General features: G+C 59.9%; 26 protein-coding genes, 1 tRNA gene and 1 pseudogene. 17 read left to right on the forward strand and 11 right to left on the reverse strand.

Annotation, left to right across the window (positions count from 1 at the left end; all coding sequences use genetic code 11):
* The first annotated feature begins 156 nt into the window (after positions 1–156).
* Positions 157–612: a hypothetical protein gene (locus ACM6IT_RS20435; protein ID WP_082562875.1), complete on the forward strand. Its 456-nt coding sequence runs from the start codon at positions 157–159 to the stop codon at positions 610–612.
* A gap of 66 nt (positions 613–678) precedes the next feature.
* Here ACM6IT_RS20435 and ACM6IT_RS20440 read toward each other — a convergent pair whose 3' ends face one another.
* On the reverse strand, positions 679–1,791 hold the full coding sequence (locus ACM6IT_RS20440) for an enoyl-CoA hydratase/isomerase family protein (protein WP_056720689.1): 1,113 nt from the start codon (positions 1,789–1,791) through the stop codon (positions 679–681).
* A 132-nt stretch (positions 1,792–1,923) separates the two neighbouring features.
* On the opposite strand from ACM6IT_RS20440, the gene ung reads away from it, so the two are divergent.
* On the forward strand, positions 1,924–2,616 hold the full coding sequence (gene ung / locus ACM6IT_RS20445) for a uracil-DNA glycosylase (RefSeq protein WP_007979816.1): 693 nt from the start codon (positions 1,924–1,926) through the stop codon (positions 2,614–2,616).
* 157 nt (positions 2,617–2,773) lie between these two features.
* On the opposite strand, the gene ACM6IT_RS20450 is transcribed toward ung, so the two are convergent.
* From ACM6IT_RS20450 to ACM6IT_RS20465, 4 genes are read right to left on the reverse strand one after another with little or no spacing between them, the layout of a single operon-like run.
* Positions 2,774–3,814, reverse strand: a complete 1,041-nt coding sequence (locus ACM6IT_RS20450; protein ID WP_056720686.1) for an AbrB family transcriptional regulator — start codon at positions 3,812–3,814, stop codon at positions 2,774–2,776.
* Positions 3,807–5,321, reverse strand: a complete 1,515-nt coding sequence (locus ACM6IT_RS20455) for a tripartite tricarboxylate transporter permease (RefSeq protein WP_056720684.1) — start codon at positions 5,319–5,321, stop codon at positions 3,807–3,809. Before ACM6IT_RS20455 ends, ACM6IT_RS20450 begins: the two co-directional genes overlap by 8 nt.
* Before the next feature lies 1 nt (position 5,322).
* Complete coding sequence (locus tag ACM6IT_RS20460) at positions 5,323–5,781, reverse strand: tripartite tricarboxylate transporter TctB family protein (protein ID WP_414913805.1); 459 nt, start codon at positions 5,779–5,781, stop codon at positions 5,323–5,325.
* Between the two features lie 60 nt (positions 5,782–5,841).
* The gene (locus ACM6IT_RS20465; protein ID WP_414913804.1) at positions 5,842–6,819 is read right to left on the reverse strand and encodes a Bug family tripartite tricarboxylate transporter substrate binding protein; all 978 of its coding nucleotides are present in this window, start codon (positions 6,817–6,819) and stop codon (positions 5,842–5,844) included.
* A gap of 391 nt (positions 6,820–7,210) precedes the next feature.
* Here ACM6IT_RS20465 and ACM6IT_RS20470 point away from each other — a divergent pair, with 391 nt between their 5' ends.
* The gene (locus ACM6IT_RS20470; RefSeq protein WP_414918574.1) at positions 7,211–7,882 is read left to right on the forward strand and encodes a response regulator; all 672 of its coding nucleotides are present in this window, start codon (positions 7,211–7,213) and stop codon (positions 7,880–7,882) included.
* Complete coding sequence (locus ACM6IT_RS20475; protein WP_056720677.1) at positions 7,875–9,263, forward strand: sensor histidine kinase; 1,389 nt, start codon at positions 7,875–7,877, stop codon at positions 9,261–9,263. Before ACM6IT_RS20470 ends, ACM6IT_RS20475 begins: the two co-directional genes overlap by 8 nt.
* A gap of 93 nt (positions 9,264–9,356) precedes the next feature.
* Here the strand turns inward: ACM6IT_RS20475 and ACM6IT_RS20480 are convergent, their stop codons facing one another.
* Positions 9,357–10,178 (reverse strand): HDOD domain-containing protein, encoded by an 822-nt coding sequence (locus tag ACM6IT_RS20480; RefSeq protein WP_056720675.1) that lies wholly within the window; start codon positions 10,176–10,178, stop codon positions 9,357–9,359.
* Between the two features lie 34 nt (positions 10,179–10,212).
* Positions 10,213–11,154 carry a YgfZ/GcvT domain-containing protein gene (locus ACM6IT_RS20485; protein ID WP_414918575.1) on the reverse strand — a complete coding sequence of 314 codons (942 nt, stop codon included), beginning with the start codon at positions 11,152–11,154 and terminating at the stop codon, positions 10,213–10,215.
* A 149-nt stretch (positions 11,155–11,303) separates the two neighbouring features.
* Here ACM6IT_RS20485 and ACM6IT_RS20490 point away from each other — a divergent pair, with 149 nt between their 5' ends.
* Together ACM6IT_RS20490 and ACM6IT_RS20495 are read left to right on the forward strand one after the other, a co-directional pair.
* Positions 11,304–11,558 carry a succinate dehydrogenase assembly factor 2 gene (locus ACM6IT_RS20490; protein ID WP_007898624.1) on the forward strand — a complete coding sequence of 85 codons (255 nt, stop codon included), beginning with the start codon at positions 11,304–11,306 and terminating at the stop codon, positions 11,556–11,558.
* Positions 11,542–11,994, forward strand: a complete 453-nt coding sequence (locus tag ACM6IT_RS20495) for a protein YgfX (protein WP_414918576.1) — start codon at positions 11,542–11,544, stop codon at positions 11,992–11,994. The genes ACM6IT_RS20490 and ACM6IT_RS20495 overlap by 17 nt, the downstream gene beginning before the upstream one ends.
* Here ACM6IT_RS20495 and nadB read toward each other — a convergent pair.
* Complete coding sequence (gene nadB / locus ACM6IT_RS20500; RefSeq protein ID WP_414914044.1) at positions 11,963–13,579, reverse strand: L-aspartate oxidase; 1,617 nt, start codon at positions 13,577–13,579, stop codon at positions 11,963–11,965. The genes ACM6IT_RS20495 and nadB overlap by 32 nt on opposite strands.
* 552 nt (positions 13,580–14,131) lie before the next feature.
* On the opposite strand from nadB, the gene rpoE reads away from it, so the two are divergent.
* The 4 genes from rpoE to ACM6IT_RS20520 all read left to right on the forward strand — a co-directional run bounded on the left by rpoE (position 14,132) and on the right by ACM6IT_RS20520 (position 17,903).
* The gene (gene rpoE / locus ACM6IT_RS20505) at positions 14,132–14,713 is read left to right on the forward strand and encodes an RNA polymerase sigma factor RpoE (RefSeq protein ID WP_003172477.1); all 582 of its coding nucleotides are present in this window, start codon (positions 14,132–14,134) and stop codon (positions 14,711–14,713) included.
* Positions 14,714–14,744: 31 nt separating this feature from the next.
* Positions 14,745–15,332 carry a sigma-E factor negative regulatory protein gene (locus ACM6IT_RS20510; RefSeq protein WP_056720668.1) on the forward strand — a complete coding sequence of 196 codons (588 nt, stop codon included), beginning with the start codon at positions 14,745–14,747 and terminating at the stop codon, positions 15,330–15,332.
* A gap of 8 nt (positions 15,333–15,340) precedes the next feature.
* On the forward strand, positions 15,341–16,300 hold the full coding sequence (locus tag ACM6IT_RS20515; RefSeq protein ID WP_414914045.1) for a MucB/RseB C-terminal domain-containing protein: 960 nt from the start codon (positions 15,341–15,343) through the stop codon (positions 16,298–16,300).
* Between the two features lie 178 nt (positions 16,301–16,478).
* Positions 16,479–17,903 carry a DegQ family serine endoprotease gene (locus ACM6IT_RS20520; protein WP_414914046.1) on the forward strand — a complete coding sequence of 475 codons (1,425 nt, stop codon included), beginning with the start codon at positions 16,479–16,481 and terminating at the stop codon, positions 17,901–17,903.
* A gap of 74 nt (positions 17,904–17,977) precedes the next feature.
* Here the strand turns inward: ACM6IT_RS20520 and ACM6IT_RS20525 are convergent, their stop codons facing one another.
* Positions 17,978–19,411, reverse strand: a complete 1,434-nt coding sequence (locus ACM6IT_RS20525) for a M48 family metalloprotease (RefSeq protein WP_056720662.1) — start codon at positions 19,409–19,411, stop codon at positions 17,978–17,980.
* 98 nt (positions 19,412–19,509) lie between these two features.
* Here ACM6IT_RS20525 and ACM6IT_RS20530 point away from each other — a divergent pair, with 98 nt between their 5' ends.
* Both ACM6IT_RS20530 and ACM6IT_RS20535 read left to right on the forward strand, forming a co-directional pair.
* Positions 19,510–19,749, forward strand: a complete 240-nt coding sequence (locus tag ACM6IT_RS20530; protein ID WP_007996208.1) for a sulfurtransferase TusA family protein — start codon at positions 19,510–19,512, stop codon at positions 19,747–19,749.
* 31 nt (positions 19,750–19,780) lie between these two features.
* Positions 19,781–20,851 carry an AI-2E family transporter gene (locus tag ACM6IT_RS20535; protein WP_056720660.1) on the forward strand — a complete coding sequence of 357 codons (1,071 nt, stop codon included), beginning with the start codon at positions 19,781–19,783 and terminating at the stop codon, positions 20,849–20,851.
* Between the two features lie 87 nt (positions 20,852–20,938).
* Here the strand turns inward: ACM6IT_RS20535 and ACM6IT_RS20540 are convergent, their stop codons facing one another.
* Positions 20,939–21,412 (reverse strand): peroxiredoxin, encoded by a 474-nt coding sequence (locus ACM6IT_RS20540; RefSeq protein WP_110658539.1) that lies wholly within the window; start codon positions 21,410–21,412, stop codon positions 20,939–20,941.
* A 10-nt stretch (positions 21,413–21,422) separates the two neighbouring features.
* Positions 21,423–21,983: a glycine cleavage system protein R gene (locus ACM6IT_RS20545; protein ID WP_007979776.1), complete on the reverse strand. Its 561-nt coding sequence runs from the start codon at positions 21,981–21,983 to the stop codon at positions 21,423–21,425.
* Positions 21,984–22,311: 328 nt separating this feature from the next.
* Between ACM6IT_RS20545 and dapA the strand changes: the two genes are divergently transcribed.
* The 5 genes and pseudogenes from dapA to ACM6IT_RS20570 all read left to right on the forward strand — a co-directional run bounded on the left by dapA (position 22,312) and on the right by ACM6IT_RS20570 (position 26,000).
* Complete coding sequence (dapA, locus tag ACM6IT_RS20550) at positions 22,312–23,190, forward strand: 4-hydroxy-tetrahydrodipicolinate synthase (RefSeq protein ID WP_056720657.1); 879 nt, start codon at positions 22,312–22,314, stop codon at positions 23,188–23,190.
* Between the two features lie 17 nt (positions 23,191–23,207).
* Complete coding sequence (gene bamC, locus ACM6IT_RS20555; protein WP_056720655.1) at positions 23,208–24,323, forward strand: outer membrane protein assembly factor BamC; 1,116 nt, start codon at positions 23,208–23,210, stop codon at positions 24,321–24,323.
* 4 nt (positions 24,324–24,327) lie between these two features.
* Positions 24,328–25,085: pseudogene (locus ACM6IT_RS20560) on the forward strand (MBL fold metallo-hydrolase).
* A gap of 28 nt (positions 25,086–25,113) precedes the next feature.
* Positions 25,114–25,827, forward strand: a complete 714-nt coding sequence (gene purC, locus ACM6IT_RS20565) for a phosphoribosylaminoimidazolesuccinocarboxamide synthase (RefSeq protein WP_007944067.1) — start codon at positions 25,114–25,116, stop codon at positions 25,825–25,827.
* A gap of 83 nt (positions 25,828–25,910) precedes the next feature.
* A tRNA-Ser gene (locus tag ACM6IT_RS20570) sits at positions 25,911–26,000 on the forward strand.
* The last annotated feature ends 471 nt before the right edge of the window (positions 26,001–26,471 follow it).

Raw genomic sequence — 26,471 nt, forward strand, 5'->3', positions numbered from 1 at the left:
ATGGATGAAAAACCTTTCATCGGCCAGATGTTTCTACTTGTTTCGCGGACGCACCAGATTCCGAATTCGGTGTCTGATGTTTCGACAGTCAGCGAACATTTGACTGTCGCCTGCCAGCGTCGCTGGTGTGGCTTACCCGCGGTCCAGGAGGCCGCCATGCTCTGTCGAATTCTTCTGCTAGCTGTGTTTGGATTGTCCCTTGGTGGGTGCGTGCCTTATTACGATGAAGGAGGCAGTTACTACAGTTCCGAGGTCTATACCTCTCCATCGCCAACCTATTACGCCGGGGGGAGTTCCTACTACTCCAATGGTGGCGGTTATTACACACCGCCGCCCCGGTACTACGCGCCTCCAGCGCGCTACTACCAGCCGACACCGCGCTATTACTCACAGCCGCGGATCTATCAACCGTCGCGCTATTACTCGCAGCCGCGGATGTATCAACCCTCGCGCCATTACCAGTCGGCCCCTCGTTACAATCAGCCGTCTCGGGGTGACTACCGCATGCATCAGAACCATGGCTGGGACGGCCGTAGCCGCGGGAGCGGGAACAACGACTATCGCGGTCACGACGGTCGCGGCTATCGCAATGGGCGGGGTAACCACCGCTAATCATTAAACTGAATACAAAACCTGTGGGAGCGAGCAGGCTCGCTCCCACATTTTTATGCCCTGTCTTCAGTATTCCGACAGATCCGCCAGCGGATGTCGACCTTCCCACGCCTTGTGAAAGTGCGCTTCTACTACCGCGTCCGGCACGTTGTTGATGTCCGGCCAGTGCCAGTGCGGCTTCTGGTCCTTGTCGATCAACCGGGCTCGTACGCCTTCGCTGAACTCCGGATGCCGGCAGCAGTTGAGGCTCAGGGTGTATTCCATCTGGAAGACTTCGGCCAGCGACAGGTGGCGGGCACGGATGATCTGCTCCCACACCAGATGAGCGGTCAGCGGCGCGCCTTCGCTCAGGGTCTTGGCTGCGCGGCTCAGCAACAGGTCGGTATGGTCACGCAAGGCGCTGATGGCCTTCCAGGCGCAACGCACGTCGCTGACATCCAGCAGTTCGTCGATCTGCTGTCGGCGCGGTAGCCACTGGGCTTCGGGCATCTGTGCCACGGCTTCCTGCTGCAAGGCCTTGAGCAGGCTGTTGAGCTGCATGGGTGTCTGTTCCTGCCAGTTCAATTGCAACAGGCCTTCGATCAATTGCGGCTGCTGCTCATCGAGCAAGAAACGATCGGCCAGGTCCAGGTCGATGGCATCGCGGCCGTTCATGTGCGCTCCGGTCAGGCCCAGGAACAACCCGAGCTTGCCGGGCAGGCGCGACAGAAACCAGCTGGCGCCAACATCCGGGTACAGGCCGATGCTGATCTCCGGCATGGCCAGGCGGCTGCTCGGTGTAACGATGCGGGTGCCTGCCCCTTGCAACAGTCCCATGCCGCCGCCGAGCACATAGCCATGGCCCCAGCAGATCAGTGGTTTCGGGTAGGTATGAAGTTTGAAGTCCAGGCGATATTCCGCCGCAAAGAACTGCGCAGCCAGTGGCGGTACTTCGCCCGGATGGACGCGACAGGCTTCCACCAGGCTGCGCACTTCGCCGCCGGCGCAAAAGGCCTTGGCGCCATTGCCGCGCAACAGCACGCAGACAATCTGCGGGTCCTTGGCCCAGGCTTCCAGGCGGTCGCGCAGGGCGTTGATCATTGGCAGGGACAGGGCGTTCAGGGATTTTTCGGCATCCAGGCTGGCGATGCCGATGCGTGCGCCGTCGGTGCCGGTGAGTTCTTCGAAGTGCAGATTCATCGTGACCTCGATCGGGAATTTGAGGGTTAAGTATGATCGCTGTGTGGGAAAGTGCCGGATCTGCATCAGATCAATTGACAAGCGTGATGCGCTTTCCTAGGGTTCGCCCCATTGTTTTTGCCGGATGTAACCATGACTGCTGATGACCGTATCAAACTCGAACCGGGCTGGAAGGAGGCACTGCGTGCCGAATTCGACCAGCCCTACATGGCAGAGTTGCGAAACTTCCTGCAACAGGAGCGGGCGGCCGGCAAGGAGATCTATCCACCGGGACCAATGATTTTCAATGCGCTGAATTCAACGCCACTGGACAAGGTCAAAGTGGTGATCCTCGGTCAGGACCCTTATCACGGCCCGGGCCAGGCCCATGGCCTGTGCTTCTCGGTGCAGCCGGGCGTACCGGCACCGCCGTCGCTGGTGAACATTTACAAAGAACTCAAGCGCGACCTGAACATCGACATCCCCAACCATGGTTACCTGCAGAGCTGGGCCGATCAGGGCGTGCTGATGCTCAACACCACCATGACCGTCGAGCGCGCCAACGCCAATGCGCACAAGGACAAGGGCTGGCAGTTTTTCACTGATCGAGTCATTGAAGTGGTCAGCCAACAGCAACCGCACCTGGTGTTCATGCTGTGGGGCGCCCATGCCCAGAGCAAACAGAAACTGATCGATGCCACCAAGCATCTGGTGCTGACCTCGGTGCACCCGTCACCGCTGTCGGCTTATCGCGGCTTCCTCGGTTGCGGGCACTTCAGCCGGACCAACAAGTTTCTAGAGCAGAATGGCGAGTCGCCGATCGAGTGGCGGTTGCCGCCGGTTTGATGGGAGTGTGCTGATTTTTGTGGCGAGGGAGCTTGCTCCCGCTGGGCTGCGAAGCAGCCCCAATTTCTGCAACCTGATTTCTTCTGACACACCGTGCATACAGGCTTTACGACTGCTGCGCAGCCGAGCGGGAGCAAGCTCCCTCGCCACAGGTCTATCAGGCTGAATCCGGATTCCGGTTCCAATACTTGAACAACGGCTCCGCCAGAAACAACACAAACAACAGCCGCATCACCTGCATCGCCGTCACCAGCGGTACCGACAGTTGCAGGGTTTCCGCCGTCAGGCTCATCTCGGCAATACCGCCGGGCATCATGCCCAAGGTCAGCGAACGCAGATCCAGATGGGTCAGCGCACTCAAGCCCAACGCCGCTGCCGTGGCGATCAACATGGTCAACACCGTGCCGACCAAAGTGCGCCCCATGAACGATGGCGCACGCCGGAAAAACTGCCGGTTGAAGTGACAGCCCAGACCGCTACCGATCAGCCATTGGCCAATCTGGCTGCCACCATTGGGCAAACCGATGTGCAGATCCCAGCCGATGCTGACTGCCGCGCTGACCAGCAAGGGCCCGAACAGCCAGGGGTTGGGTTGGCGCAGGCGTTCCCAGATCCAGGCGGCCAATGCGCCTGCCGGGAACAGCAAGGCCAGCCAGCGCCAGTCCACAACGGTGGCATGTAAAACCGGGGCACCATCGCCCAGTAAATACTTGAAAGCCGCCGGCACGCACAGCACCACCACCAACACCCGCAGACTCTGCCCCGCCGCCACGCGGCTGAGCACCGCGCCATTGCGGGCGCCGAGGTTGACCATCTCCCCGGAACCGCCGGGCATGCTGGAAAAGAACGCCGTGGCGCGATCTTCACCGGTGCGGCGCATCAGCCACACGCCGACGACCGCCGACAGGCTGGTGACCAACGCACCGAAGAAGATCAGACCGAAATGACTGAGTACCTGCTCCATCACCACTGGAGTGAAATGCAGGCCGATACCGATGCCGACGATCCACTGGCCGCACTTGCGGCCGCCAGGGATTTCGGCCAATTGCCAGGGTGTCAGGCAGCGCACGAGGATGATCGCCAGCAACGAGCCGACCATCCACGGCAAAGGCCAGCCGACCTGGCTGGCGAGGAAACCGCCCAGCAGGCCGACCAGCGGGGTTCCCCACCAGAGTTTGAGGGGGGACCGATCAGACATCGGCAATAACGCGTTGCGCGGCCGAACGTTTGCGCCAGATGCGGATGAGCGGCATCAGCAGCATGATCGCCGTCAGCACCCAGCAACCGAAGGTGATCGGGCTCGACCAGAGGATTTCCAGCGCACCGTTGGAAATCGACAGGGCGCGGCGCAGGTTCTGTTCCATCAGGCCGCCGAGGATGAAGCCCAGCAATACCGGTGACAGCGGGAAGTCCAGCTTGCGCAGGATATAACCGAAGATGCCGATGCCGATCATCAGGAACAGGTCGAACGTTGTCGCGTGTACCGCGTAGACGCCAATCCCGGTAATGATCGCGATCACCGGCACCAGTGCCCAGTTCGGCACGGCGAGGATGCGGGTGAAGATGCGGATCATCGGGATGTTGAGGATCACCAGCATCACGTTGGCGATGAACAACGAAGCGATCAGGCCCCAGACGATGTCCGGCTGCTGTTGGAACAGCAGCGGACCCGGAGTGATGTTGTACAGCGACAGGGCGCCGATCATCACCGCCGTGGTGCCGGAACCTGGAACGCCGAGGGTCAGCATCGGCACCAGCGCACCGCAGGCCGCGCCACCGATGGCGGTTTCCGGCGCCGCGAGGCCGCGCATGTCACCTTGCCCGAAAGTACCCTTGGCACCCGCCATGCGTTTCTCGGTCATGTAGGCGACGGCACTGGCCAGGGTCGCACCGGCACCCGGCAACACGCCCATGATGAAACCCAGTACGCCGCAACGGATGTTCACCACGAACACCGACGCCGCTTCCTTGAAGTTGAACATCATGCGCCCGGTGGCTTTCACCGCTTCCTGGCCGTGGTGGGTTTTTTCCAGCAGCAGAAGAATTTCGCTGATGGAGAACAGGCCCAGCACCAGCACGACGAACTGGATGCCGTCGGTCAGGTGGATGTTGTCCCCGGTGAAACGGTACACACCGCTGTTGGCGTCGATGCCGACGGTCGACAGGAACAGGCCGATCAGTGCCGCGATGAACGTCTTCAGAGGACGGTCGCCGGCCATGCCGCCGAGGCAGACAATCGCGAACACCATCAGTACGAAGTATTCCGCGGGGCCGAAGGCAATCGCCCATTTCGCCAGCAGCGGGGCGAACAGCACCATGCCGCAGGTCGCGATAAAGGCACCGATGAACGAGCTCCATGCCGACAACGACAGCGCTACACCGGCCAGGCCTTTACGGGCCATCGGGTAACCGTCGAGGGTGGTCATCACGGTGGACGCTTCGCCCGGGATGTTCAGCAGGATCGAACTGATCCGGCCGCCGTATTCGCATCCCAGATATACCGCCGCCAGCAGGATCAGTGCCGACTCCGGTGGCAGGCCGAGGGCGAATGCGATCGGGATCAACAGTGCCACGCCGTTGATCGGCCCCAGGCCCGGCAACAGGCCGACCACGGTGCCGATCAGTGTGCCGCACAGCGCGGTCACCAGGTTGTACGGGCTCAGCGCGACGCCGAAACCCTGACCCAAATAGCCAAGAGTATCCATATCAGTTCTCCAGAACGTCGAGCACGCCCAGCGGCAGTGGAACGTCCATCAACTTGTCGAACAGCAGGTAGAGGCCGACGGCCATCAGGCTGATGATCACGATGCTTGGCACCCAGCGACCGCCATACAGACGGGCCATGGGCACGCCGATCAGGATGCTGGCGACGATGAAACCCAGGGGTTCGAACGTGCCGGCGAACACCAGCAACAGCAACACGCAGATGCCGATTTTGGTCAGGGTTTCGCGATCCAGCGGCGGCTCGTCAGCACTGTGCTTGATCGGCGCCGGACGGAACACCATGTACAACAGCGCCGAGCCCATCAGGCCAAGCATCAACAGCGGAAAGGCCCGAGGCCCCACCGGTTCGTAGGAAAAAGCCGCTTGATACGGCCACGCCATCAATGCCAGGCCGAGACAGGCCAGCAACAGCACCGAAGCAAAAATGCGTTGTAAGAGCATGGGAGAACTCCTGTGCCGCGACTCCGTGAAAGGGGAGCCGCAGCCGCTAGACAGAGACGATCACTGGATCAGGCCGAACTCTTTGGCCAGCACTTTGTAGTCCGCAACCTGCTTCTTCACGTAGGTGTCCAGTTCCGGGCCGGTCATGGCAAACGGGAAGAGCTCGCGCTGATCGCGCAACTTGGCGAAGTCTTCGGAAGCCAGCAGCTTGTCGAAGGCCGATTTCCACCAGGCATAGTCTTCGTCGCTGACTTTTGGCCCGAGGTAGAAGCCACGAACCACTGGCCAGACGATGTCGTAGCCTTGCTCGCGGGCGGTCGGAATATCCTTCATTTCCGGCTCGTCCAGGCGCTTGTCGGAGAACACTGCCAACAGGCGCATGTCGCCGCTCTGGATGTGTGGCATGGAGTCGGAAATGTCGGTGCTGCCGACCTGAATGTGACCGCCGAGCAGGGCGGTGGCGATTTCGCCGCCACCTTCGAGGGCGACGTAACGCAGGTCACGGGGGTTGATCCCGGCGGCCTTGGCGATCAGCGCGGTTTGCATCCAGTCCTGGCTGCCGACGGTGCCGCCGGAACCGATCACCACTTTGCTCGGATCTTTCTTCAGTGCCTGCACGAGATCGTCGAGGGTCTTGTAGGGCGAATCGCTTTTCACTGCGATGGCACCGTAGCTGGTGCCGACGGCAGCGAGCCAGCGCACGTTGGTTTCATCGAAACGACCGAACTTGCCCTGGGCCAGGTTCAACAGCGAACCGCTGGACCAGGCCACCAGGGTGCCGGCATCGGCCGGACGCTGGGCGACCACCGCGTTGTACGCCACCGCGCCGACACCGCCGGGCATGTAGGTCACGCGCATCGGTTTGGTCAGCAGTTTTTCGTTGACCAGCGCGCTTTGCGCCAGTTTGCAGGTCAGGTCGAAACCACCGCCGGGCGAGGCCGGGGCGATGCATTCCGGGCGTTTTGGCTCGGCCATGAGTTGGCCGGCGAACAGCACACAGCTGGCGGCGAGGGCGAAACGGCGCATTGAACGATTCATTTTTGTCTCCACTGGAGTTTTTGTTTTTCGGGATGATTCAGGTGCGACGATTTCGCACGGCGCTGACAAGCGTAAACATGGGGGAACGAGAGAAGGGGTGGGACGGGTAAGCCTGAAGCTGTATGGACAGCATGATGCAGTACCTCGGTTATTGTTCTTATTGGCGAAAACGCTTCGAGGCGTTTTTCGGTAGTTACATGTCAAAGCACGCTTTCAAACTACGATTCGATGGTTGGCAGTCGAAACCATCCGTGGGGCGACTCTAACGCCCCAACCTTTCGCTAACCTTTCATCGGGCTTTCACGGTTTTTTGGGCTTCACAGCGGCAATTGCGGCTGTAAACTCCGCGCCAAAGAATGGCGTCGGCCATCCCTGAACGAGGTAAAGATCCATGCGTGTCCTGCTCGTCGAAGACCATTTGCAGCTCGCCGAAAGTGTCGCCCAGGCGCTCAAGAGCACCGGGCTGACCGTGGATGTCCTGCACGATGGCGTGGCAGCCGACCTGGCGCTGGGCTGCGAGGAATACGCCATGGCGATCCTCGACGTCGGCTTGCCGCGCATGGATGGTTTCGAAGTGCTGGCGCGTTTGCGGGCGCGGGGCAAGAACCTGCCGGTGTTGATGCTGACCGCCCGCAGCGACGTCAAGGATAGGGTCCACGGCCTCAACCTCGGCGCCGACGACTACCTGGCCAAGCCGTTCGAATTGACCGAACTCGAAGCCCGGGTCAAAGCCTTGTTGCGCCGCAGCGTGCTGGGCGGTGAGCGCATTCAGCGTTGCGGTGTGCTGGCCTACGACCTGGAAACCCGGCGTTTCAGCCTTGGCGAAGAATTGCTGACCCTGACTTCCCGCGAACAGGCCGTGCTCGAAGCCCTGATTGCGCGCCCCGGTCGGGTGATGAGCAAGGAGCAACTGGCTTCTCAAGTATTCGGTCTCGATGAAGAGGCCAGTCCCGATGCCATCGAAATCTACGTGCACCGCCTGCGCAAGAAACTCGACGGCCAGCCGGTCGCCATCGTGACTTTCCGCGGCCTCGGTTACTTGCTGGAAAGCCGCGATGCATAAGCCCAGCAGCCTGCGCTGGCGGTTGCTGTGGAACCTGGCGCTGCTGCTGGTGGTGTTGATGCTGGCCAGTGGTTTGAGCGCTTACTGGAACGGCCGCGAAGCCGCCGACACGGCCTATGACCGGACGCTGCTGGCCTCGGCGCGAACCATCGCCGCTGGCGTCTCCCAACGCGACGGCACCCTGAGTGCCGACGTGCCCTACGTGGCCCTCGATACGTTTGCCTACGACAGTGCCGGGCGAATTTTCTACCTGGTCAACGACATCAATCAGAAGCTGATTTCCGGTTACGAAAACCTGCCGGCGCCACCGCCGGGAACGCCGCGCACCGATGACTATCCGGCGCTGGCACGTTTCTACAACGCGCAGTACCGTGGGCAGAACGTGCGTGTGGTGAGCCTGCTCAAACCCGTGAGCGAGCCGAACATGAACGGCATGGCGGAAATTCGCGTGGCGGAAACCGATGAGGCGCGGGTGAGCATGGCCCGCAGCCTGGCGGCCGACACCTTGCTGCGCCTGGGCATGCTGGCCATCGGTGCGTTGATGCTTGTGTGGTTTGCGGTGAGTGCCGCGTTGCGCCCGCTGGAGCGCTTGCGCACGGCGGTGGAAGAGCGCCAGCCGGACGATCTGCGCCCCTTGCCTCTGGTGGAAGTGCAGCGCGAATTGTGGCCGCTGGTGCGCGCACTCAATCACTTTACCGAGCGCTTGCGCGGCCAGTTCGAGAAGCAGGCGCAATTCATCGCCGATGCCGCTCACGAGTTGCGCACGCCGCTGGCGGCACTCAAGGCGCGCCTGGAGCTGGGCATGCGCTCGGCCGAACCCGATACCTGGCGCAGTACGCTGGAAACCGCCGCCCAAGGCACCGATCGCTTGACCCATCTGGCCAATCAGTTGCTTTCCCTGGCACGGGTCGAAAATGGCGCCCGGGCGATTGCCGAAGGCGGCGCGCAGTTACTCGATCTGAGTCAATTGGCCCGGGAACTGGGCATGGCCATGGCGCCGTTGGCCCACAAACGTGGTATCGCGCTGGCGCTGGAGGCGGATGAACCGGTCTGGCTGCGGGGCGAGCCGACGTTATTGAACGAGCTGCTGAGCAATCTGGTGGATAACGCACTGGCCCACACGCCGCCAGGTGGCAACGTGATTCTGCGGGTCTCGGCGCCCGCCGTGCTGGAAGTCGAAGATGATGGCCCGGGAATACCGCTTGAAGAACGCGATCGGGTATTCGAGCGCTTTTACCGACGCAATCAGCAAGTGGCCGGTTCCGGATTGGGTCTGGCAATTGTCGGTGAGATCTGCCGCGCGCATCTGGCGCAGATCAGTCTGCACGATGGTGAGCCCGCGGGGTTGAAGGTGCGGGTGAGTTTTGTTGCGGGGGATTGATGCAGCGTCTGTTCAGGCCCCTTCGTCGGAACGCCGCCCGGAGCGGGCTGGCTCCGGGCGGCGTTCCGACGAAGGGGGCAACGCGGTCTTTGATCAGTAAAACATCGTGCGCGTTTCTTCCAGATCGGCACGCATCGCCTTGTCGTCAAAGTCGATCCCGAGTGCCTTGCAGGCCGGTACATTCAGCGCATCGGCACGGGTGTGCGGGTGATCGCTGTCCTGTAGACAATACAGGCTGGCCACCTGCACCAGATCCACATAGTCGACCTGCGCAGACTGGCGCTTGAAGTCCAGGTATAGCCGCGGCACTTGCACCAACATGTCTGGAAATTCCCAGACCTTGAGCAGTTTTTCGCCGATCAGCGGATGAATCTGGTCGATCACATGGTTGAGGCTGACCGGGTCGGACAGCAGCTCATAGTGATCTTCGGCGTAGGTCAGGATCGGCAGTACGCCGATCTGGTGCACCAGCCCACCAAGGGCCGCCTGATCGGGCTTGAGTCGGGTGTAGCGGCGGCACAAGGCGTAGCTGACGCCGGCAATTTCCAGGCTTTTGCGCCAGACATCGCGCATCTTCTGTTCCACCACGTCGGAGCGGGCATGGAAAATCTGCTCCATGACCAGGCCGATCGCCAGGTTACAGCTGTAGTTGATGCCCAGGCGGGTGATCGCGGTATGCAGGTCGGTCACTTCCTGGGCTGCGCGCAACAGTGGGCTGTTGACCACTTTGATCAGGCGTGCCGACAGCGCGGTATCACGGCCGATCACTTTGCTCAGGGTGCTGACGCTGACTTCCGGGTTTTCCGCGGCCTTGCGAATCTGCAGGGCCACTTCCGGTAACGTTGGCAGAACCAGGTCATCGTTATTGATGGCCTCAACCAAATCCTGTTGGACCTTTTCCGCCAGCTCGCTCATTTAGTCTCTCTAGCTGTTGCGTCAAATACTGCCGTTATTGCTGGATTTCGCGGTCGCGGTCCAGTTCATAAGGCAGGTCGAGCAGCTGCAAGGACGGCCCTTCGGGCGCGCCCAGGTGGATGTCTCCACTTTCTGCTGCTTCGGCTTGCAACACAGCCAGGAGTTCAATGTTCTGCCCGGCGCGGGCCGCCAGCACCACTTCGCCGATGGAGCTGCCGTGAGTCGGGGAAAACAGCGGTGTACCAGGCTCAGGCAGTTCGTCGGCAGCCAGTTGCAGGCGGTACAGGCGGCGCTTGAGTTTGCCCAGGTACTGCATCCGCGCGACGATTTCCTGCCCGGTGTAGCAACCTTTCTTGAAACTCACGCCACCAACCGCTTGCAGGTTGAGCATCTGCGGGATGAACAACTCGCGGGTGCCGGGCATGACCTGCCCGATCCCTGCGCGGACCTGGCCCAGCAGCCATTGATTCAGGTCGCCTTCGCTCAGCAGCGTCGAAAGCTTGCCTTTGATCGCGCCGGCTTGACCGGCGGCGACCCACAGCTCGGCACGGTCAGGCGAGACACGGATAGCGATCAGCCCATCGCTGCGCACGACGCTGTCGGTTTCTGCCGGCAGGTCCAGGCCGAGGCTGACCAGTGCGGCGTCGCCATGGTCAACGCCGAAGCGGACCCAGGCGGCACTTTCGTCGGTCAGTTTCGACTTGGAAAACACCGCGTATTTTTTCAGGTCCGCCAGTTGCGGTTCGAGCAATTCGGTGGCCATGGCCAGGACCACGCCGTCACCCTCGAGCAGGATGCGGAAACTCGATTGCATCCGGCCTTTTTGCGTGCAGCGGGCACCGAGGCTGGCCCGGGAATCGCTCAGGTAGTTGAGGTTGCAGGTCAGTTGGCCTTGCAGGAATTTGCTGGCGTCCGCGCCGCGGACCGCGAGAACACCTTCATGAGAAAGGGTGCAGAAAAAAGCTGAATCGGCCATGGGTCATCGCAGGATAAAAAGTCTGGTGGACATCATAAGGGCCCGTCTTCGAAATGGGTAGTTAACAAAGGCTCGTCGGTGGCCGACCAAAGCCGACTGTTCGATAGGGCGCGGGCCTGTATACTTGCGGCCTATTTGAGGAGCGCTCCATGGTCGAAGATGTTGAACTGAATCGCCTCTACTGGCACAGCCGCCGCGGCATGCTTGAGCTTGACGTGTTGCTGGTGCCGTTTGTGAAAGAGGTTTATCCGCACCTCAACGAAGTGGATCGCGCCTGCTACGTCAGGCTGCTCGAATGCGAAGATCAGGACATGTTCGGCTGGTTCATGGAACGCGCCGAATCGGAAGATCCCGAGCTGCAACGCATGGTTCGCATGATCCTGGATCGTGTCCAGCCCAAGTAAGGGGTTCGAATGCCGCTGGCATGCCTCACGGCAGTTGCTGGCGGCATATCTTCTGGCCCAGCTGTTCGCGTTGGGTTCTTTGTTTTCACTGTCAATTCCGGTCTGGGCCAGCGCGCTCGGCGTCGTGCTGTGCGTGGCTCACGGAGTCTGGCTGTTGCCCCGGCAAATCCTGCTGACCCACCCGCAGGCCTTTTGCGGCTTGCGGCGCGATGCCGATGGCTGGCAGCTGTGGAGTCGGGCCAGGGGGTGGCAGCCCGTGCAACTGAGGCCGGACAGCCTGGCGCTGCCATTGGTGGTGGTACTGCGTTTTCGACTGCGTGGCGAGCGCCGGGTCCGGGCCATTTGCGTGCCCCGGGATGCGCAGGCGGCGGATGTGCACCGACGCCTGCGGGTCCGGCTCAAATTCAGCCGACGTAGGTGGGCGGCACCAGAATAGTGTCCAGTGCGACCGGCAGCATGTCCGGGTAGTCGAGGGTGTAATGCAGGCCACGGCTTTCCTTGCGCTCCATGGCTGACAGAATCATCAGCTCTGCCACTTGGGCCAGGTTGCGCAGTTCGATCAAGTCTCGGCTGACCTTGTAGTTGCTGTAGAACTCGTCAATTTCATCCAGCAACAGTTGCACGCGGTGTTGCGCCCGTTGCAGGCGCTTGTTGGTGCGCACGATGCCAACGTAGTCCCACATGAATCGCCGCAGTTCATCCCAGTTGTGCGCAATGATCACGTCTTCATCGGAATCGGTGACCTGGCTCGCATCCCAGGCGGGAAGGGGGGCCGGCATCGGCACCCGGGGCAGTTGCTCGAGAATGTCCGCGGCCGCCGAGCGGGCATAGACGAAACATTCCAGCAGCGAGTTGCTGGCCATGCGGTTGGCGCCGTGCAGGCCGGTGAAACTGGTTTCGCCGATGGCATATAGCCCCGGCACATCGGTACGGCCCTGTTGATCGACCATTACGCCGCCACAGGTGTAGTGCGCCGCCGGAACCACCGGAATCGGCTGTTTGGTGATGTCGATGGAAAATTCCAGGCAGCGTTCGTACACCGTCGGGAAGTGCGCCTTGATGAAGGCTTCGGGTTTGTGGCTGATGTCCAGGTAGACGCAATCGACACCCAGGCGCTTCATTTCATGGTCGATGGCCCGGGCGACGATGTCCCGTGGTGCCAACTCGGCCCGTGGGTCGAAGCGCGGCATGAAGCGCTCGCCATTGGGCAGCTTAAGGTGCGCACCTTCGCCTCGCAGGGCTTCGGTGATCAGGAAGCTCTTGGCTTGCGGGTGATACAGGCAAGTAGGGTGGAACTGGTTGAATTCCAGGTTCGCCACCCGGCAGCCCGAACGCCAGGCCATGGCGATGCCGTCACCGCAGGCGCCGTCAGGGTTGCTGGTGTAGAGGTAAACCTTGGCCGCGCCACCGGAGGCGAGGATCACAAAACGGGCGCCGTAGGTGTCGACTTCGCCAGTGCCGCGATTGAGCACATAGGCGCCGAGGCAGCGATCACCTTCGAGTCCCAGGCGTTTCTCGGTGATCAGGTCAACCGCAACCCGTTGCTCCAACAGTTCGATGTTCGGTCGTTTCCTTGCCTGGTCGAGCAGGGTGGTGAAAATGGCCGCACCGGTGGCATCGGCGGCATGGATGATGCGCCGATGGCTGTGACCGCCCTCGCGGGTGAGGTGGAACTCGAACCCGCCATCTTCGGTACTCGACTGTTCATCGCGGGTAAAGGGCACGCCCTGGTCGATCAGCCATTGAATCGCCTCCCGGCTGTGCTCGACGGTAAAACGCACTGCGTCCTCATGGCACAGGCCGCCACCGGCATTGAGAGTGTCATCGACATGGGATTCAACGGTGTCGGTGTCATCCAGCACGGCCGCAACGCCGCCCTGGGCCCAGAAAGTCGAGCCATTGGCGAGGTTGCCCTTGCTCAGAACGGCGATGCGCAAATGACCGGGCAAGGTCAGCGCAAGGCTCAAGCCGGCAGCACCGCTGCCAATTACCAGAACATCGTGTTGAAACTGTTGGCTCATTTCAGGATTCCGCTCAAAGCGACCCGGATCGGGGGTGGCGCAACTGGACTGTCGAGTCGATGCAGCCGCACAGCCCACTAGTATATAGAGGGGGGGAGCGGCACAATACCCGAGCTGACATGGCATTGTGAAACTACCGTGACGCAAAATATCGGTCGCTTCGTCGGATGTTTTTCTGCCCGTTGGGCGCGAGAATGACTGTATCGCCGATTTAACAGTCTTTTTCCCTTCACGGTTGCACAATGTCGGGTTGGCACGGCTATAAATATTTGGAACTTTTGCCAAAGGGCCAAGATCAATAGACGGTTGCCTGAAACAAGGGACAGTGTCGGCTTCAGTGCGGGATTGCAGTTCGATCCTTGCTGAAGAGTCCGATGACAAGATTATCCGCGCAGCCGGGTCAACTCGTGCTGCGCTTTTCGTGCGTGCCAAATCAGAGCCCGCAGGAAACTTGCCTGGAGGGGGAGAACTTTTGCGAAAAGACCGAGTCTATGTTTGCAAGTCTGGTGGTTTACTTCTGCAATCCTCCTCCGAGCTCATCGAGGAGTGTTCATGCTAACCCAGGAAGAGGATCAGCAACTGGTCGAACGCGTTCAGCGCGGCGACAAGCGTGCTTTCGATCTGCTAGTGCTGAAATACCAGCACAAAATTCTCGGGTTGATCGTGCGTTTCGTGCACGACACCCATGAAGCCCAGGATGTGGCACAAGAAGCCTTTATCAAGGCATACCGTGCACTTGGAAATTTTCGCGGAGACAGCGCGTTTTATACGTGGCTTTACCGCATCGCCATCAACACGGCGAAAAACTATCTGGTTTCACGCGGCCGTCGGCCGCCGGATAGCGATGTCAGTTCCGAGGATGCAGAGTTCTACGATGGCGATCATGGCCTCAAGGATCTCGAGTCGCCAGAGCGGGCCTTGCTGCGGGATGAGATCGAGGGCACCGTCCATCGAACCATTCAGCAACTGCCGGAAGATTTGCGTACGGCTTTAACTTTACGTGAGTTTGATGGTCTGAGTTACGAGGACATTGCGAGCGTCATGCAATGTCCGGTAGGCACCGTGCGCTCCCGGATCTTCCGCGCCCGGGAGGCCATCGACAAAGCCCTGCAGCCGTTGTTGCAGGAAAACTAAAGACAGCGGCGACAGCCAAGAGAGGAACGCCATGAGTCGTGAAGCCCTGCAGGAATCGCTGTCCGCAGTGATGGATAACGAAGCGGACGAATTGGAATTGCGTCGGGTATTGAATGCCTGTGACGATGTTGAAACCCGTGATACCTGGGCTCGTTATCAGATCGCTCGGGCAGTGATGCACAAGGATCTGCTGCTTCCACGCCTGGACATCGCCGCGGCTGTTTCTGCTGCCCTGGCTGACGAAGCCGTACCGGCAAAAGCCTCCCGTGGTCCATGGCGCAGCCTGGGTCGTCTGGCGGTTGCTGCTTCCGTGACCCTGGCGGTGCTCGCCGGTGTGCGTCTGTACAACCAGGATGAGATCGCCGGCGTCGAATTGGCCCAGCAATCCACCCAGCCCGGACTGGCCGTTCCTCAAGTAAAAGGCCCAGCCGTTCTGGCAGGCTACAATGAGAGTTCGGATGCTACCGGCCCAATGGCCAGCGGCGTATTGCAAGGTCAGCCAGGCTGGCACGATCAGCGTCTGCCAGGGTACTTGCGCCAACACGCACAACAGGCTGCACTGAAAGGCACTGAGAGCGCTCTGCCGTACGCTCGTGCCGCAAGCCTGGAAAACCGTTAAGGAGGATCATGCGCGCCATACCTCTACTTTCGCTTCTGCTCAGCGGCTGGTTCATCGTTCCAGCCCAAGCCGATGAAGCCCGGGACTGGTTGACCCGCCTGGGCCAGGCAGAGCAACAGCAAAGCTTTCAGGGTACTTTCGTCTACGAGCGTAACGGTAGTTTTTCTACCCATAACATCTGGCACCTCGTCCAGGATGGAAAGGTCCGCGAGCGCTTGATCCAGCTCGACGGTTCCGCTCAGGAAGTCGTTCGCATTGATGGGCAAACCCAATGCGTCAGCGGCACGCTGATAGCAGGGCTTGGTGACTCACCGAACTCCGCTGCCCGTGCACTCGATCCCCAAAAGCTCAAGAATTGGTATGACCTCGCCGTCATCGGCAAGTCGCGTGTCGCCGGGCGTGCGGCGGTGATTGTATCGCTGACACCCCGCGATCAGCACCGCTACGGTTTTGAACTGCATCTGGATAAAGAGACCGGCCTGCCTCTGAAGTCCTTGCTACTGGACGACAAGGGGCGGTTGTTGGAGCGCTTCCAGTTCACACAACTGGATACCGCTGACGTTCCTTCCGAAAAAGACCTGCAGGCCAGTAATGATTGCAAGCCGGTCAATCTTGAAAGTGACAAGGCTTCTGCCGTCAAGTCTGCCCAGGTCTGGCGTTCCGACTGGCTGCCGCCCGGCTTTGAGCTGACCAGCAGCACCGCTCGCAAGGATCCGCAGACCAAGACCCAGGTCAACAGCCTGATGTATGACGATGGCCTGACGCGCTTTTCGGTGTTCCTCGAGCCGTTGAATGGCGCAACAGTCACCGACACCCGTACTCAGTTGGGGCCGACCGTTGCGGTTTCCCGGCGCCTGGCCACGGCACAGGGCGACATGATGGTGACCGTCGTCGGCGAGATACCGGTCGGTACTGCTGAACGGATAGCGCTTTCGATGCGCACCGACGCCGCTGCAACCAAGCAGTGAGCTGAATTCGAAATGTTTCGTGAGCATTTCAATTTGCAAAAATCCCGTAAATTTCTTATAGGTCAGAGCCCCTCGGCTCTGGCCTTGTTTGTTGTTCCCGGAACAAAAATACCGGCGTATCGTTCCCGGTGTTCCTTGCTCCATATCGCTTAACCATGCTCGTCGTAACGGGAGCCGTATGTCGATACCACGCTTGAAATCCTACCTTTCCATTATTGCCACCGTGCTGGTGCTCGGTCAGGCGGTCACCGCCCAAGCGGTCGAATTGCCTGACTTTACGCAACTGGTCGAACAGGCCTCGCCTGCAGTCGTGAACATCAGTACCACGCAAAAGCTGCCGGATCGCAAAGTCAGCCAGCAAATGCCCGATCTCGAAGGCTTGCCGCCGATGCTGCGCGAATTCTTCGAACGGGGCGTGCCGCCACAATCGCGCTCACCTCGTGACCGTCAGCGCGAGGCAACTTCCCTGGGCTCGGGTTTCATCATCTCTTCCGATGGCTATATCCTGACCAACAACCACGTGATCGCCGATGCTGACGAAATCCTCGTTCGCCTGGCCGATCGCAGCGAAATGAAAGCCAAGCTGATCGGTACCGATCCACGTTCCGACGTGGCGCTGCTGAAAATCGAAGGCAAGGATCTGCCCGTGCTCAAGCTCGGTAAATCCCAGGACCTGAAGGCTGGCCAATGGGTTGTCGCGATCGGCTCGCCGTTCGGCTTTGACCACACCGTGACCCAAGGCATCGTCAGTGCCGTCGGTCGCAGCCTGCCGAACGAAAACTATGTGCCATTCATCCAGACTGACGTGCCGATCAACCCGGGTAACTCCGGTGGTCCGCTGTTCAACCTCAACGGTGAGGTGGTGGGGATCAACTCGCAGATCTATACCCGCTCCGGTGGCTTCATGGGCGTGTCGTTTGCGATCCCGATCGACGTGGCCATGGATGTTTCCAATCAGCTGAAATCCGGTGGCAAGGTCAGCCGTGGCTGGCTGGGTGTCGTGATTCAGGAAGTGAGCAAGGACCTGGCCGAGTCGTTCGGCCTGGAGAAACCGGCCGGTGCGCTGGTTGCCCAGATCCAGGATGATGGCCCGGCTGCCAAGGGTGGCCTGCAAGTGGGCGACGTGATCCTGAGCATGAACGGTCAACCAATCGTTATGTCGGCCGACCTGCCGCACCTCGTTGGCGCATTGAAATCTGGTACCAAGGCCGATCTGGAAGTGATTCGTGACGGCAAGCGCAAGAATGTCGAGTTGACGGTCGGCGCGATTCCGGAAGAAGGCAAGGAACTGGACGCGCTGCCAAAATCCGGCATCGAGCGCAGCAGCAATCGCCTGGGTGTTTCCGTGGTCGAGTTGACTGACGAGCAGAAGAAAACCTACGACCTCAAGGGGGGTGTGCTGATCAAGGAAGTGCAAGACGGCCCTGCCGCCCTGATCGGCTTGCAGCCCGGTGATGTGATCACCCACCTGAACAACCAGGCCATCGGTTCCACCAAGGAGTTCGCGGACATCGCCAAGGCGCTGCCAAAGAACCGTTCGGTGTCGATGCGGGTACTGCGTCAGGGGCGTGCGAGCTTCATCACCTTCAAGCTGGCTGAATAACCCGGTTGTTGGTTGAATAAAAAACCGCCTCGAAAGAGGCGGTTTTTTTTTCCGAAGTTTTTGTCACCGGGGCGTCAGCCCATCATGTCCTTGATCATTCGCTCCTGTTCCATCAGCTCACGTTGCCGCGCGTCGATCCGCGAAGACAGCGGGAAATTGCTGCCTGCCCGGCGTTTGGCGAAGTCCAGTTGCTGAATGGCCTGTTTGTAGTCGCCGACCAGCGCAAAGTATTCGGCGCGAGCCTGATGCAGGCCGATGATGTTGCCCGACAGGCCGCGCGTCTCGGCAACCTGATACCACACGTCCGGGTCATCCGGACGGGATTTGAGCAGGCCTTCGAGGGCTTTCTCCGCATCCGCAGTACGGTTTTGCTTGAGCAGCAGGTCGACGCGAATCTGGTTCAGCGGGTAGTTGCCAGCGTATTGGCCCATCAACCGGTCAACCCGGGACTGGGCATCCGCCAGGCGATTATTGGTGATATCCAGATCGACCTGAGCCAGGTTGTAGATGATTTCGTTGGGTGACTTGGCCAGCAACAGCTTGAGGTTTTCCCGTGCTTCGTTCAGTTGACCGCCCTTGATCTGGGCAATTGCCAGGCCGTAGCGCGCCACGTCGTTTTTCGGGTTTTCGTCGAGCTGGGCTCGGAAGCGCTTGGCGCCGAGCCCCGGGGTTTCTTCATAGATCAACTGGACGCGCGCGCGAATCAGTTGATAGCGCATGCTGTCTTCGATGCCGCCCGCTGGAAACTGTTCGGCGCGGTTGCGGGTGTCGGCGATACGCGACTCGGTGACCGGGTGAGTCAGCAGAAATTCCGGTGGCTTGGCATCGTAGCGGTACTGACGCCCCAGGCGTTCGAACATGCTGGGCATCGAGCGGGGGTCGTAACCGGCCTTTTCCAGATTGAGGAGGCCGATACGGTCGGCTTCCTGCTCGTTCTGGCGCGAGAATCGCCGCTGTTCCTGGATGGCGGCGGCCTGTGTGCCTGCAATGGCTGCAATCCCGGCGTCACCGCCACCTGCGGCTGCCACCACGATACCCGCCAGCAATGCAGCCATCATGGGTACTTGCATGCGTTGCTGCGCTTCGACGCCCCGGGCAAAGTGGCGCTGCGACAAGTGAGCCAATTCGTGCGCCAGTACCGAAGCGTATTCGCCTTCGGTCTGGGCGTAGAGGAACAAACCACCGTTCACCCCGACGATCCCGCCGGGTGCCGCAAAGGCGTTGAGCTGCGGGCTGTTGATCAGGATGAACTCCAGGCGCCGGTCAGTGACCTGGCTGGTCTCCAACAGTCGGTAGACGCTGGATTCCACGTAATTCTTGAGTTGCGGATCGTTGAGCTGTGAAACCTGACTGCGCAACATGGCCAGCCAGGCGCGGCCGAGCTGGTACTCCTGTTGCGGTGAGACAATGGCAGAACTGGCGTCGCCGAGTGACGGCAGGTCGTCGGCGAAGCCCGGTGAGGCGAGCAGGCAAGCGAGCGTCAGCAGGGTAGGGCGCAAAAATGTCATGCACAAAGCCTTAGTCGACAAAGACCTTACTGTAGCCGGACACCGGCGTTGCGACCAGATATTCTAGGCATCTCAACCATCTGACCCGGAGTGATGCAATGACCGACGCTGTAGAGCATGACGTTGAACTGGATGCCAGTGGCCTCAATTGCCCATTGCCGTTGCTAAAGGCCAAGATGGAGCTCAACCGGCTGGCCAGTGGTGCGGTACTCAAGGTCATCGCCACCGATGCGGGTTCGCAGCGCGACTTTCGCACCTTTGCCCGATTGGCCGGTCATACCCTGCTTCGTGAAGAAGATGATGCGGGTGTTTACCGCTACTGGTTGAAAAAGGCCTGAACTCGGCTGCGTTTGCTCCTAAGGATTATTGATGTTCAAAGTGTTACGCGACTGGATTCAGCGCTATTTTTCCGATGAAGAAGCGGTGGTGCTGGCTGTCCTGCTATTTCTGGCATTCACCGTCGTGCTGACCCTGGGCGGTATGCTGGCGCCGGTGCTCGCGGGCATGGTGCTGGCGTACCTGATGCAGGGGCTGGTGGTGACCCTCGAGCGCTTGCGCGTGCCGGGCTGGGCAGCGGTGGGGCTGGTCTTTGCATTGTTCATGGGGCTGTTGCTGGTATTCATCGTGGTGGTCGTGCCATTGCTATGGCACCAACTGATCACCTTGTTCAACGAATTGCCCGGCATGCTTGCCAAATGGCAGTCGCTGTTGCTGTTGCTACCCGAGCGCTATCCGCACCTGGTATCCGACGAGCAGGTGTTGCGGGCCATCGAAGTGGCGCGGGGTGAAATCGGCAAGTTTGGCCAGTGGGCACTGACGTTCTCGCTGTCGAGCCTGCCGTTGCTGGTGAACATCATGATCTACCTGGTGCTGGTGCCGATCCTGGTGTTTTTCTTCCTCAAGGATCGGGCCATGATCGGCCAGTGGGTGCGCGGTTACCTGCCCCGTGAGCGGGCGTTGATCACCCGGGTCGCTCATGAAATGAACCGGCAGATCGCCAATTACATTCGCGGCAAGGTCATCGAAATCTTCATTTGCGGTGGCGTGACCTACATCGCCTTTGTTGTTCTTGAACTCAACTACGCAGCGCTGCTGGCTCTGCTGGTGGGGATTTCGGTGGTGGTGCCTTATGTCGGCGCCGTGGTGGTGACCGTGCCCGTGTTTTTGATTGCGCTGTTCCAGTGGGGCTGGAGCGATCAGTTCATATACCTGATGGCGGTCTACGGGATCATTCAGACGCTGGATGGTAACGTGTTGGTGCCATTGCTGTTCTCGGAGGCGGTCAACCTGCACCCGGTGGCGATCATCTGCGCAGTGCTGTTGTTTGGCGGGTTGTGGGGCTTCTGGGGGGTGTTCTTTGCGATTCCCCTGGCGACGCTGTTCAAGGCTGTGCTGGATGCGTGGCCGCGCAAGGAGCCGGTGGTGGCACCGCTGCTTTAGATTGTAGAAAGATCGCAGCCTGCGGCAGCTCCTACAGATAAATGCGTAATCCTGTAGGAGCTGCCGCAGGCTGCGATCTTTTAAAGGTCAGGCTTTATTCAGGGCCTGAGCGGCAGCCAATACCGCATCAACATGCCCCGGCACCTTCACGCCGCGCCATTCCTGGCGCAACACGCCTTTGGCGTCGATCAGGAACGTGCTGCGATCCACGCCCATGTATTCCTTGCCGTAGAGCTTTTTCAGCTTGATCACGTCGAACAGCTGGCAGATGGCTTCGTCCTTGTCGCTGATCAGCTCAAAGGGGAATTCCTGCTTGCACTTGAAGTTCTCGTGGGATTTCAGGCTGTCGCGCGACACGCCGAACACTTCGGTATTGGCGGCCTTGAACGCAGCGTATTGATCACGAAAGCCCTGCCCCTCGGTCGTGCAGCCGGGCGTGCTGTCCTTGGGGTAGAAGTAGATCACCACTTGCTTGCCCTTCAGGCCGGCGAGGCTGACGGTCTGGCCGCTGGTGGCGGGGGCTTCGAAATCGGCAACCGGTTGGTCGATGGCAACGGCCATGAAAGCTTCCTTACATTGGGTTCTGTGGGCGCCAGGGTTCGATCAGGGCATCGAGGTTCAGCGCGTCGGCAAAATCCAGGAACTGATCGCGCAGCCAGCTGATTTGCACGCCGGCCGGCAAGGTCACGGTAAACGTGGCGTTGAGCATGGTGCCGCCGGTCTGCGGAGCCTGGTAGGTGTCGCAGGTCAGGTTTTCCAGTTCGACATTGTGGTCCATGAAGAACTGGCACAGCTCGTTGATGATGTCCGAGCGGTAGGCCGAGCTGACATAAGCGACGTACGGCAGGGCCTGGGGGCGGTTTTCCAGGGCCGCGCTGCGCACCACGTTGACCGTGAATGCATGTCGCTTGGCCAGTACAGGCAGGCTGCCTTCCAGGCGTGCCAAGGCATCCCAGCTACCGGAGATTTCCAGCACCAGGGCACTGCATTCGCCATGGCGGGTCAGGCGAGAGGTGACAACGGCGCAGCGGTTTTCATGGCTGGCGCGGCACAGGACGTTGGTCAGCTCCATGGGGTTGGCGCCGAGGGCACTGATAACAAGGAATTGTTCGCGAACTGTGGGGGTGGACATGCAGCATTCCTAAAGCGATGAGCGGTCGGTACGTCCAGAGGTCGTTTTGCCGGGAGCGAGCCTGCGGATGCGAATTCAGAAAACCCCGGAAGGCAGGTTGCGACGTGCTCCGGCAGGGCGGGAGCGAGAGGCGGCAACGCTGGATCAGGGCTTGTGATGCCGAAAATGGAGGCTGAAACCCGACGCACGAGCTTGTCTGTACCGATCAAAGTCTGAAGGGTAGCGAAAACCGGCGCCAAGGGGAATGGCGGCAGCACAGTACTTCGCTTGTGCAAGCATCTTGGCGCCAGTACCATTACGGCTCTCTTTTTCCGGCAGGAGCGGTTTCATGATTGCGGGCAGTATGGTGGCACTGGTCACACCCATGGATGCACAGGGGCGTCTTGACTGGGACAGCCTCAGCAAACTCGTGGACTTCCACCTTGAAAACGGCACCCATGCCATTGTCGCCGTCGGTACCACCGGCGAATCGGCAACCCTTGATGTCGATGAACATATCGCCGTCATCAAGGCGGTAGTCAAGCAGGTCAATGGCCGTATTCCGGTGATCGCCGGTACCGGCGCCAATTCGACCCGCGAAGCCGTCGAATTGACCCGTAATGCCAAGGAAGCCGGCGCCGATGCCTGCCTGCTGGTAGTGCCGTACTACAACAAGCCGACCCAGGAAGGCCTGTACCTGCACTTCAAGCACATCGCCGAGTCGGTCGACATCCCGCAGATTCTCTATAACGTTCCTGGTCGCACCTCCTGTGACATGCAGGCCGAAACCGTGATCCGCCTGTCCACCGTGCCGAACATCATCGGTATCAAGGAAGCGACCGGCGACCTCAAGCGCGCCAAGGCTATCCTCGACGGCGTAAGCAAGGACTTCATCGTCCTTTCCGGCGATGATCCGACCGCCGTCGAGCTGATCCTGATGGGCGGCAAGGGCAACATCTCCGTCACCGCCAACGTCGCGCCGCGTGAAATGGCCGATCTGTGCGAGGCCGCCCTCAAGGGCGATGCCGAGACCGCACGGGCAATCAACGAAAAACTGATGCCGCTGCACAAGGACCTGTTCATCGAAGCCAACCCGATTCCGGTGAAATGGGCTTTGGTTGAAATGGGCCTGATGCACGAAGGCATTCGCCTGCCGTTGACCTGGCTGAGCACACCTTGTCACGAAACGCTGCGCACGGCCCTGCGCCAGTGCGGCGTCCTGGTTTAATTGAGGAAGTACAACGCATGAAGCGAATGGCCGGACTTTCCGCACTTGCCTTGATTATCTCCAGCACCAGTGGCTGTGGATGGGTCTGGGGCCCGGAAGGTTATTTCCGTGACCGTGGTAGCGATTACCTGGAAGCGCAACAGACTGCACCGATGCAAATACCGCAGGATATCCATGACGCCAAGCGTCTGGATCCGTTGTTGCCGATCCCGCGCAACGTGGCCGATGACACCGCCAAGGGCGAATACATCGTTCCTCGGCCACAGCCGCTGACCGCGGGTGCCGACGCCAGTGCCTACTCCCTGCAGAAGAGCGGCGGCTCCAGCTCCATCCTGGCGCAGAATCCGCCGGCTGAAATCTGGCCAGTGGCCGTTCAGTTCTTCCAGGACAACGGTTTCCGTCTGGATGAACAGCGTCCGCAAACCGGCGAATTCACCACGACCTGGCAGCATTCCGATGAACTGTCCGCGGCCGTGGCCAAGCGCCTGAGCGCGGCCGGTGTCAGCACGGACAGCGAAACCCGCGTGCGGGTGCGCATCGAGCCGGGCGTGCAGCGCAACACCAGTGAAGTCTATGTGGTCAGCGCCGAGCGTCCTGCCGGCAGCACCGCCGACGTGGCCTTCACCAACCGTTCGGTCAACACTGGCCTGGATGCGGCACTGGTCGACGACATGCTCGTGAGTATGAGTCGTATTTCCGAGAAGGGCGGTTCGGTCTCCATGCTGGCCTCTCGTGATTTTGACGCGCCTAGCCGTGTCAGCCTGAGTGAAGACGGCAGCGGCAACCCTGTGCTGAACGTCGGTACCGATCTGGATCGTGCCTGGTCAAGTGTCGGTCGTGCGCTGGAACAAGGCGAATGGCGTGTTGAAGACATTAACCGCAGCCTGGGCCTGTACTACATCAACCTGGCCGAAAAAGCCGAGAGCAAAGACGACAAGCCAGGCTTCTTCAGCGGCCTGTTCGGCAGCGCGCCGAGCAAGGAAGAGCTTGAGGCCCGCGCCGAGCGTTATCAGGTTCGCCTGAGCAAGGTTGGCGAGAACGTACAGGTCACCGTCGAGAAAAACATCAACACCGTGGCGCCGGCAGACGTGGCGCGTAAAGTGTTGAGCAAGATTCAGGACAACCTGGGCTGATCCTATGCGTTTTGCCGTTCTCGGCAGCGGTAGTCAAGGGAACGGCACGCTGATAGCCAGCGCTGATACGTATGTATTGGTCGATTGTGGTTTTCCCTGCGGGAAACCGAAAAACGCCTGCTGCGCCTGGGTGTGAACCCTGCGCAGCTGAGCGCGATACTCGTGACCCACGAACATGCCGACCACGTGCATGGCGTGGGTTTGCTGTCTCGGCGCTACAATCTGCCTGTCTACCTCAGTCGCGGGACCTTGCGCGGGATGCGCAAACCGATTGAACCCGCAGGCTTTCTGGCCGGCGGCGAGCAGCTGCAAATCGGCGACTTGAGCATCGGTGTCATTGCCGTGGCCCACGATGCACAAGAACCGACGCAGTATGTTTTCAGTGATGGTTTACGGCGCTTCGGCCTGTTGACCGACCTGGGTTCGTATTGTGACAAGGTGCTGGACGGCTATCGGGACCTCGATGCGTTGATGATCGAGTCCAACCATTGCCGTGACATGCTGGCTCGCGGTCACTACCCGTACTTTCTCAAGCAGCGGGTGGGCGGTGAACTGGGGCATTTGAATAACCACCAGGCGGCATTCCTGGTGTCCGAGCTGGGCTGGAAAGACCTGCAACACCTGGTCCTGGCCCATCTGAGCAGCAAGAACAACCTGCCGCAGCTGGCCCGGCAATGTTTTGTCGACACCCTCGGGTGCGACCCGGACTGGCTGCAACTGGCCGATCAAGATTCAGGGCTCGACTGGCGACACATCGCCTAGCCCATCTACTTAGCAAGCGGAGCCCATCATGGAAAAACGTGAAGAACTCTACCGCGGCAAAGCCAAGTCGGTTTACAAGACCGACGACGCTAACCGTTTGATCCTGCTGTTTCGCAACGACACCTCGGCGTTCGACGGCAAGCGCATCGAACAGCTCGACCGCAAAGGCATGGTGAACAACAAGTTCAACGCCTTCATCATGCAGAAGCTCGAAGCGGCCGGCGTACCGACCCAATTCGACAAATTGCTGGGCGACAACGAGTGCCTGGTGAAGAAGCTGGACATGATCCCGGTCGAGTGCGTCGTGCGTAACTACGCCGCCGGCAGCCTGGTCAAGCGTCTGGGTGTTGAAGAGGGCATGAAGCTCAACCCATACACCTTCGAACTGTTCCTGAAGGATGACGCCAAGGGCGATCCGTTCATCAACGAATCCCACGTCGTGGCCTTTGGCTGGGGCACCGCCGAGCAACTGGTTCGCATGAAAGAACTGTCGCTCAAGGTCAACGAAGTCCTGAGCAAGCTGTTCGACGACGCCGGCCTGCTGCTGGTCGACTTCAAGCTGGAATTCGGCGTGTTCCACGATGGTTCCATCGTGCTGGGCGACGAATTCAGCCCGGACGGCTGCCGTCTGTGGGACAAGGCCACCGGCAAGAAAATGGACAAGGACCGCTTCCGTCAGGGCCTCGGTGACGTCATCGAAGCCTACGAAGAAGTCGCCAATCGTCTGGGCGTACCGCTTTAACCGACGCAAGCATCTGATAGCACAGAAATATTTCGCTTAGGGGGTTCGCTTCCTGCGAAAGTGTTGTTATGATGCGCGCCGTTGGAGAGATGCCAGAGTGGCCGAATGGGACGGATTCGAAATCCGTTGTACCTTCACCGGTACCTAGGGTTCGAATCCCTATCTCTCCGCCATTATTGAACAAGACGAAGCCCCTGAAATGGTTAAACATTTCAGGGGCTTTTTCGTTTCTGTCATGTTGGTCGGGATGAGGTGCCCTTTATGCCGCGCCAGTCCGTTCCGGTTCTGCGCGTTCTCTGGCGTTTTCCGCGCGATACCCGTCATGCTCTCGGGATTCCTGGGTATCCATATGTCGTAGTGTTTTCTCGACGTCGTTGTGCCTGCATGTCCAGGCGACGTGATTTGGGTTCTGTGCTGTCCGATGCTTTATATAGGTGCTGGTGGTTTTCGTGGTGGCAGCTCGGGCGCTTTGGTAAGGCAGAATAATTTTCAGGTGGGGGGGTTGACCACGTATTTAAATGCTGTACTATTCGCCTCCCGCTAACGAGCAGTTTGATCTGGCTCTTGGTTTAAGTAGTTGATTTTGTTGAAAAATCAGAAACTTTTAAGGTTGCAAATTGAAAAGATGCGCTGTAAGATGCGCA

The organism is Pseudomonas sp. IT-P4 (assembly GCF_949767755.1).
GTDB lineage: Bacteria > Pseudomonadota > Gammaproteobacteria > Pseudomonadales > Pseudomonadaceae > Aquipseudomonas > Aquipseudomonas monachiensis.

What these genes read in the sequence shown, in the direction of transcription:
- bamC (WP_056720655.1), top strand. Translation starts at nt 23,208, where the DNA reads ATGAAGCGAATGGCCGGACTTTCCGCACTTGCCTTGATTATCTCCAGC.
- ACM6IT_RS20545 (WP_007979776.1), bottom strand. Translation starts at nt 21,983, where the DNA reads ATGTCCACCCCCACAGTTCGCGAACAATTCCTTGTTATCAGTGCCCTC.
- ACM6IT_RS20540 (WP_110658539.1), bottom strand. Translation starts at nt 21,412, where the DNA reads ATGGCCGTTGCCATCGACCAACCGGTTGCCGATTTCGAAGCCCCCGCC.
- ACM6IT_RS20520 (WP_414914046.1), top strand. Translation starts at nt 16,479, where the DNA reads ATGTCGATACCACGCTTGAAATCCTACCTTTCCATTATTGCCACCGTG.
- rpoE (WP_003172477.1), top strand. Translation starts at nt 14,132, where the DNA reads ATGCTAACCCAGGAAGAGGATCAGCAACTGGTCGAACGCGTTCAGCGC.
- ACM6IT_RS20490 (WP_007898624.1), top strand. Translation starts at nt 11,304, where the DNA reads ATGGTCGAAGATGTTGAACTGAATCGCCTCTACTGGCACAGCCGCCGC.
- nadB (WP_414914044.1), bottom strand. Translation starts at nt 13,579, where the DNA reads ATGAGCCAACAGTTTCAACACGATGTTCTGGTAATTGGCAGCGGTGCT.
- ACM6IT_RS20470 (WP_414918574.1), top strand. Translation starts at nt 7,211, where the DNA reads ATGCGTGTCCTGCTCGTCGAAGACCATTTGCAGCTCGCCGAAAGTGTC.
- ACM6IT_RS20485 (WP_414918575.1), bottom strand. Translation starts at nt 11,154, where the DNA reads ATGGCCGATTCAGCTTTTTTCTGCACCCTTTCTCATGAAGGTGTTCTC.
- ACM6IT_RS20465 (WP_414913804.1), bottom strand. Translation starts at nt 6,819, where the DNA reads ATGAATCGTTCAATGCGCCGTTTCGCCCTCGCCGCCAGCTGTGTGCTG.
- dapA (WP_056720657.1), top strand. Translation starts at nt 22,312, where the DNA reads ATGATTGCGGGCAGTATGGTGGCACTGGTCACACCCATGGATGCACAG.
- ACM6IT_RS20450 (WP_056720686.1), bottom strand. Translation starts at nt 3,814, where the DNA reads ATGTCTGATCGGTCCCCCCTCAAACTCTGGTGGGGAACCCCGCTGGTC.
- ACM6IT_RS20455 (WP_056720684.1), bottom strand. Translation starts at nt 5,321, where the DNA reads ATGGATACTCTTGGCTATTTGGGTCAGGGTTTCGGCGTCGCGCTGAGC.
- ACM6IT_RS20475 (WP_056720677.1), top strand. Translation starts at nt 7,875, where the DNA reads ATGCATAAGCCCAGCAGCCTGCGCTGGCGGTTGCTGTGGAACCTGGCG.
- ACM6IT_RS20510 (WP_056720668.1), top strand. Translation starts at nt 14,745, where the DNA reads ATGAGTCGTGAAGCCCTGCAGGAATCGCTGTCCGCAGTGATGGATAAC.
- ACM6IT_RS20535 (WP_056720660.1), top strand. Translation starts at nt 19,781, where the DNA reads ATGTTCAAAGTGTTACGCGACTGGATTCAGCGCTATTTTTCCGATGAA.
- ACM6IT_RS20530 (WP_007996208.1), top strand. Translation starts at nt 19,510, where the DNA reads ATGACCGACGCTGTAGAGCATGACGTTGAACTGGATGCCAGTGGCCTC.
- purC (WP_007944067.1), top strand. Translation starts at nt 25,114, where the DNA reads ATGGAAAAACGTGAAGAACTCTACCGCGGCAAAGCCAAGTCGGTTTAC.
- ACM6IT_RS20515 (WP_414914045.1), top strand. Translation starts at nt 15,341, where the DNA reads ATGCGCGCCATACCTCTACTTTCGCTTCTGCTCAGCGGCTGGTTCATC.
- ung (WP_007979816.1), top strand. Translation starts at nt 1,924, where the DNA reads ATGACTGCTGATGACCGTATCAAACTCGAACCGGGCTGGAAGGAGGCA.
- ACM6IT_RS20435 (WP_082562875.1), top strand. Translation starts at nt 157, where the DNA reads ATGCTCTGTCGAATTCTTCTGCTAGCTGTGTTTGGATTGTCCCTTGGT.
- ACM6IT_RS20480 (WP_056720675.1), bottom strand. Translation starts at nt 10,178, where the DNA reads ATGAGCGAGCTGGCGGAAAAGGTCCAACAGGATTTGGTTGAGGCCATC.
- ACM6IT_RS20440 (WP_056720689.1), bottom strand. Translation starts at nt 1,791, where the DNA reads ATGAATCTGCACTTCGAAGAACTCACCGGCACCGACGGCGCACGCATC.
- ACM6IT_RS20525 (WP_056720662.1), bottom strand. Translation starts at nt 19,411, where the DNA reads ATGACATTTTTGCGCCCTACCCTGCTGACGCTCGCTTGCCTGCTCGCC.
- ACM6IT_RS20460 (WP_414913805.1), bottom strand. Translation starts at nt 5,781, where the DNA reads ATGCTCTTACAACGCATTTTTGCTTCGGTGCTGTTGCTGGCCTGTCTC.